Annotated in this window: 5 protein-coding genes and 4 tRNA genes; all 9 read right to left on the bottom strand. The window is 43.7% G+C overall.

All coding sequences use genetic code 11. From position 1 onward, the window contains the following. On the bottom strand, positions 1 to 139 hold a 139-nt coding region (locus GBI66_RS15020; protein ID WP_227545342.1), incomplete at its 3' end, for a GTP-binding protein. Between the two features lie 162 nt (positions 140 to 301). Then, positions 302 to 376 (bottom strand) — tRNA-Thr (locus tag GBI66_RS15015). Between the two features lie 11 nt (positions 377 to 387). Further along, positions 388 to 463 (bottom strand) — tRNA-Gly (locus GBI66_RS15010). 33 nt (positions 464 to 496) lie between these two features. Beyond that, positions 497 to 580, bottom strand: a tRNA-Tyr gene (locus GBI66_RS15005). Between the two features lie 53 nt (positions 581 to 633). Then, positions 634 to 709 (bottom strand) — tRNA-Thr (locus GBI66_RS15000). A gap of 99 nt (positions 710 to 808) precedes the next feature. Further along, complete coding sequence (trpE, locus tag GBI66_RS14995) at positions 809 to 2,302, bottom strand: anthranilate synthase component I (protein ID WP_005191864.1); 1,494 nt, start codon at positions 2,300 to 2,302, stop codon at positions 809 to 811. A 111-nt stretch (positions 2,303 to 2,413) separates the two neighbouring features. Next, on the bottom strand, positions 2,414 to 3,079 hold the full coding sequence (locus tag GBI66_RS14990) for a phosphoglycolate phosphatase (protein ID WP_151716631.1): 666 nt from the start codon (positions 3,077 to 3,079) through the stop codon (positions 2,414 to 2,416). A gap of 70 nt (positions 3,080 to 3,149) precedes the next feature. Further along, complete coding sequence (locus GBI66_RS14985) at positions 3,150 to 3,767, bottom strand: FHA domain-containing protein (RefSeq protein WP_005191858.1); 618 nt, start codon at positions 3,765 to 3,767, stop codon at positions 3,150 to 3,152. Positions 3,768 to 3,830: 63 nt separating this feature from the next. Then, on the bottom strand, positions 3,831 to 6,092 hold the full coding sequence (gene gspD / locus GBI66_RS14980; protein WP_151716630.1) for a type II secretion system secretin GspD: 2,262 nt from the start codon (positions 6,090 to 6,092) through the stop codon (positions 3,831 to 3,833). Position 6,093 lies beyond the last annotated feature (1 nt).

Raw genomic sequence — 6,093 nt, 5'->3', positions numbered from 1 at the left:
AATCTTTCGCTTCACCGCCGTAAGTTTTTGCACAGATAGTTGCAATCGCAGCAGTTAAAGTTGTTTTACCATGGTCAACGTGACCAATTGTACCCACGTTTACGTGTGGTTTATTACGTTCAAACTTAGCCTTAGCCATTTGATTCTCCTCGTTTACGTCGACACAAGTTTAGAGAAAAACAACCCTGAAAAACCTTACTTATCGACAATCGCCTAAAAAACTAGACACCCAATACTTGAAAAGCAGACTATAATAGCCTGCTTCTTTAAAATCTGTAGAAATTCTACTAAGTTTTATATCTGGAGCTCTTATCGAGATTTGAACTCGAGACCTCTCCCTTACCAAGGGAGTGCTCTACCACTGAGCTATAAGAGCGACATCTTCGATGGAGCGGGAGACGAGGGTCGAACTCGCGACATGCAGCTTGGAAGGCTGCCACTCTACCAACTGAGTTACTCCCGCATATTGGTATTTACCACTTCTATCGAAGTTAGATGGTGGTGAGAGAAGGATTCGAACCTTCGAAACTTTCGTAGCAGAGTTACAGTCTGCCCCCTTTGGCCGCTCGGGAATCTCACCATATCACACTTACACAGTGCTGTTCTTTACACTATACTACCACACTTTTAAGATGGTGCCGGCACACGGATTCGAACTGTGGACCTACTGATTACAAGTCAGTTGCTCTACCAACTGAGCTATGCCGGCTCTTTCTTAGTGTTTCGTACGTTTCGTATCGGAACGGTGTGCAGTTTAGCAAAACTCTGAATCGATGCAAGTGCTTTTTTCAAAAAAACCGCTAAAAACTCATAAAATCAATCCGTTTGACGATAATTCAACCGCTTTGATCACTGCGCGAGCTTTTATTTGGGTTTCATTCCACTCAGACTCTGGATTTGAGTCCGCAACTAACCCTGCTCCAGCCTGTACATAGACTTTTTTATCACGAATAACACAGGTGCGGATCGCAATTGACATGTCCATTTCACCATGCCAGCCTAAATATCCAACAGCCCCACCAAATACACCACGTTTTACGGGTTCAACTTCATCAATAATTTCCATAGCACGAATTTTTGGTGCACCAGAAAGTGTCCCTGCAGGGAATGTCGCCTTAAAAACATCTAAAGCATCGACATCATCACGAACTTCACCCTGTACATTTGACACAATATGCATCACATGTGAATAGCGCTCGATCACCATACGATCGGTGACTTGCACTTTCCCGATTTTAGAAACACGTCCAACATCATTACGCCCCAGATCAATCAACATGAGATGTTCGGCAATCTCTTTTTCATCAGTTAACAAATCTTGTTCCAAGGCAATATCTTCTTCTTTGGTTTTACCACGTGGTCGCGTCCCTGCTAATGGACGTACTGTCGCAATCCCATTTTCCAGACGAGATAAGATTTCTGGTGATGAACCAACGATATGAAATGGTTTTTTATCTCCAAGGGTTTGCCCTTGCACCAAAAATAAATACGGTGATGGATTTAAATGACGGAGCGCACGATACACCTGCAAGGCTTCACCATCAAAGTCCGATACCATACGTTGACCAGGCACAACCTGCATCACATCGCCGGCACGGATGTATTCTTTAACCTTCTCAACCGTTTCCAGAAACTTCTCTTTTCCTGTAATCGATTCAAAATGCGGTGCAGTATGGGGTTTGGCTTGCAAACTGACGGGTATCGCCAGCAATTGTTCAAGTTGATCCAACTTTTGCTGAGCTTGAGCATAGGCATCTGGCTGATTTGCATCGGCATGATGGATGAGGAATAAAGTATCTTTTAAATTATCAAACACAATCACGGTTTGAGAGAGCATCAACCAAAGGTCGGGCAAAGTAACTGGATCAGCAGTCGGTACATTTTTCAGTTTTGGTTCGATATAACGCACAGCGTCATAGCCCAAATAACCGACCAAACCACCTGTAAAATTAGGCAAATCTGGTAAATCTGTCTGTGTAGGCACTTTGAACTGACTTTGAAACTCTCGAATATATTGAAATGGGTCGGCACAATCTTGCTGAGTCACCGTACCATCTGCGTCTTGAATCGTTAATACGCCAGCATTACAGGAAAAAACAGTCGACTCACCCAACCCAATCATTGAGTAGCGCGCCCAGTTTTCTCCCCCCTCAACAGACTCGAAGAGATACGCTTGTTGATGATGTTTAAACCGTGCGAAAACAGAAAGTGGGGTTTCAGTATCAGCTAAACGTTGGCGGTATACAGGAATGGTGTTATAGCCTGCTGATTTTAATTGCTCAAATTGTACAAATGTGGTCATGAATCATCTCTATGGTTTTTTAATTTCTGTGCGTTTTTTCTGTAGTGCTATTTCAAGCCCGCCATCGAAAAACCATAACAATCTTCATGCCTGTCTCCTTACCGAATCTTCTTAAACTAATTCTGCCAAATGATCGACCACTTGCTGAGGTTGGCAATCATAGATGCTTTCTCCATGATTATAGCCATAGCTGACCACAATACAATCAATACCTGCACGTCTTGCCGCCTCTACATCATTACTTGAATCACCAATCATTAAGGTTTCTGCTGTAGATGTCCCTTCGAGTTCCACACAATGCAGCAGCGGTAATGGATGCGGTTTTCGTTCAGACAAACTATCACCACCAATCACAATTTTGAAATACGGACTCAAATGCAGAATATCCAAAATACCCTTCGCTAAATGCTCAGGCTTATTGGTAACACACGCCATCGTAATGTTATGCGTTTGGCAATACTCTAGAAATGGCAAAACACCCTCATACACTCGGGTATTTACACAAAGTTCCTGAGCATAGACGTCAACAAATGTACTGAGGAGTTGTTCTTGCTGTTGAGCATCTACTTGCCCAAACAAATGTTCCAACACAGCTTCACACAGTTTGGCAGCACCTTTTCCGACCCAAACACGAACTTGCGCTTCAGTCACTGTCGCGAAGCCCAGTTTTTCCAGACTCAAATTCATCGCTCGATATAGATCAGCAGCGGAATCCACCAGCGTCCCATCCAAATCAAATAAAACTAAATTACGGCTTTGTAACTGAGCAACAGACATATATTTCGACCCAAGAAATGAAAAAGGCATACCAACGTGGGCATGCCTTGATTGTAGAAGCTTCGCCCGATTATTTAAAGAACAGCCAGGCAATCACAGCCAAAATGATCAGTACAATAATCGAAATCAAACCAACAGAAGCGTTCTTTTGTTGCTCTTTTTCCTGAGCGACACGCGAAACTGGCTCATCAATCGCAACAGGTTGTGGCTCAGGTACAGCCTGAACACTCACCCCTTCAGGAATTGGAGCGGGTTTTGGAATCGAGACCTGTTGCGGCATACCATCGCGCGTTATTGGTGTTTCAACTGCACGCTCAGCAATACTTGGCATACCTTGATCATGTGTAGTCGAGGTCACAGGCTCAATTTCGATTTCAGGTAATTCAGCTTCAGTTACTGCTGGTGCAAGTACAGAGAAGACAAAACTTGCAAACTGTAGAATATCACCATCGTGCAATTCGGTTTCTTGCTCGACACGCGCATCATTAATGAAGGTACCATTTGACGAATTAAGGTCTTGTACCCAAAGCTGCTGATCTTTCAGCAACAAAGCGGCATGACGACGCGAAATATCTGCTGATTGCAACAAAATATCGGCATCTTGGTGTCTACCCACCAGCATATCGCGCTCGATATTCAGTTCTTGCCCCGTAAATTCACCTGTAATGGCTTGTAATTTCCAAGTCATAGATGCATATCCTTATATAATTTCTTGCAATCATAGCATTGTGACATAAGCGCTTCTGTGCTTCTACTGTGAAGACACTGGACGAATTGTGGTTGTCGTCACGGTGTTTTTACTGCGCTCTGTAGATTTTGCTGGCAGTTGCACTGTTTTTTGCTGCACCTGCGGCTCTTCAACAGCAACAGGTGTTGTCACTACAACCGTTTGTTTCGCTTGCGTCGCAGTTGGAACTTTCTGATAAGGAGAGTTGCTTACTACAGGTCGCGGATTATAAATATCTGCCACATTTTCAGGAAGCTTTGCAAAATTACCATTTTTATCCATAGATAATTGCAAGCTATAAAGCTGATTATAACGTTGCTGAGAAAGACGGCGCACATCATCCGCATCCCCGACAATCGTAGGATGGATAAATACCAACAGATTACGCTTGATATTACTACGCGCATCAGCACGGAATAAACGTCCAAGATATGGAATACTACTCAAGCCTGGAACACCTTGACGTGACAAAGAAGTATTGTCCGCAATCAAGCCGCCTAATACGACCGTTTGTCCATGCTCAGCAAGCACCGCCGTTTTGATGGCACGCTTATTGGTAACAAGGTCGGTTGCCTGGCCTTTATTGTTCTGAACATCGGAAACTTCCTGTTCAACTTCAAGGCGCACTGTACCATTTTCACCAATATGCGGAACCACTTTTAAAGTGACACCCACATCTTTACGTTCAACTGTCGTATAAGGGTTAACTGTACCAGAGGTCCCCGTCGATACCGAACCAGTAACAAATGGAACGTTTTGACCTACAACAATATAAGCCTCTTCATTGTCCATGGTCACAATTGAAGGCGTAGACAAGAAATTAGATTTGGTGTTGGTTTTCAACGCTTGTATCAACGCGCCATAAGCTTTACGTGAGTTTTCAAAATTCCCTAACCCAAGCGTCGCGCCATTCCCTTTATTGGCATCCCCAGCAATCGCCGCAGCTGCACCACTTGCACCACCCGTCGCATAACCCGCAGCAATAGATGCCAGACTTGCACCTACATTACTAAAGCTAAGAAGACCGACACCACTACTCAAATCACCCAATGCCCATTGAATTCCCAGTTGATCTGCATCATCTCCTGAAACTTCAATAATTGCTGCCTCAATCAATACTTGTTGACGGCGAATATCTAGTTGTTGGATGGCCGCTTCAACTTCTCGCATCAACTGCGGATCGGCTTTAACCACTAATGCATTTTGAGTCGGGTCCGCAATAATACTAATGCCTGCACCATTAAAACTGGTAATTGCCAAGTTTTGACTGTTATTTGAATTACCATTTAAATTAATCGAAGGCGTAGAGACCGATGAGCCTGTTGATGAGCTTGAATTCTGATTGTTTGAGATCAAATTATTAGACGAACTAGATCGGTTATTACTATTCGACGACGATGAAGACGAAGCAGATTGACCTGTCACTAAGCCTTGTAAAATCTCAGCTAAATTTTTTGCGCTGGCATATTTTAAGCGGAAAACTTTTAAGCCACCCAATCGATCTGCTGATGGCACATCTAGCATTTCAACCATTTGACGTAAGCGCTTACGCGAGTCGGGATCACCTTTGATCAGAATTCGGTTGGTGCGATTATCAGCAATGATCCGAACACGTGATCCAATAAAGTCTTTTGAAGCCCCTGTTGCACTCATGGTTTCGAGCAAACCAATCACTTCTTCTGCTTGACTCGATTGCAGGCTAATCGCCTCAATATCATTTTGACCCGTACCATCCAGATTACGCACAATACTTTCTAGCTGATAAATATTAGTGGCACGATCAGAAACGATTAAGGCATTGGTCCCAGCAACTGCTGCCAAATGAGCAAATTGCGGCATCAGCGGACGTAAAGCAGGAATCAAATCATTGGGATTGGTATTTTGCAACCAAATGACCCGCGTCACGATTTGATCGCCACCTGCACGACTACGTGCGTCATAAGGAATGCCTGAGTTCTTGGCATTACTATCAGGTACGAGCTTAACCGTGTTTCCAGAAGGAAGTGCCACCACACCATTGACGTTAAGTACACCTAAAAATAGGTCATATACTTCATCTTTATTTAGCGGCTTGTTGGAAATAACCGTCACATTACCGCGTACCCGAGGATCTACAGCAAAGTTCTTTCCAGTAATATCTGCAACTTCATTAATAAATGCCGTTAAATCCGCATCACGTAGATTGATCTTCCATGTCTGTGCTTGCACATTGGTACTGATTGTCGCAACCAAAGGTGCCGCGGCCAATAATGCCCAAAGTGGACGTTGATGATTTAAAAAAGCCATA

Origin of the sequence: Acinetobacter sp. TUM15071 (genome assembly GCF_008980925.1) — a bacterium.
GTDB lineage: Bacteria > Pseudomonadota > Gammaproteobacteria > Pseudomonadales > Moraxellaceae > Acinetobacter > Acinetobacter dispersus.
The sequence above is the reverse complement of the archived record's forward strand: the minus strand, read 5'-3'. Positions and strand labels throughout refer to the sequence as shown.